1 protein-coding gene is annotated in these 525 nt (G+C 23.6%); it reads left to right on the top strand.

The window, feature by feature from the left end; all coding sequences use genetic code 11:
• Positions 1-25: 25 nt before the first annotated feature.
• A partial coding sequence (locus tag ABDX67_RS13475) for a hypothetical protein (RefSeq protein ID WP_347175565.1) occupies positions 26-525 on the top strand: 500 nt, incomplete at its 3' end.

Genomic DNA, 525 nt, shown 5'->3' on the forward strand with positions numbered 1-525 from the left:
AATCACGTTAGCGAAAATTGCAGAGATGGAAGAAAACATAAAAAATCAAACGATAATTGACATTAAAATTTATAATGTCAATGAAAATTATATTGAATTTAATAATGGTTATTCTATTGATGGAGCAATTGAAATTCATCTTAAAGAAAAAATAATAACAATTGGTTGGAATTTTGAGCATGAATGTTATGACTACCGAGAAATTCCATATTCTGAACCATTGAATTATCACGAATTAGATATAAATGAATTCTACAAAATCAAAAACTTAATTGGAAAAAAATTAAAATCTTTAAAAATCATAAAGACTGAGTTTGAAGTAATTGTTGATTATACTATGAGAACTGAAAAAGAAAAGATTATTACTGGATATGAAATTGAATTTAATAATGATTTTAACGTGAAAGTTTCTATTTCAAGTTTTGAAATTAATGCAGAAAAGAGAATTCCTCAAAATATAACTCCCAATATTCAAGGAAATATATTAATTGATATTGGATATAAATATGAATACAACAACATTGG

Origin of the sequence: Polaribacter uvawellassae, assembly GCF_039748955.1 — a bacterium.
Lineage (GTDB): Bacteria > Bacteroidota > Bacteroidia > Flavobacteriales > Flavobacteriaceae > Polaribacter > Polaribacter uvawellassae.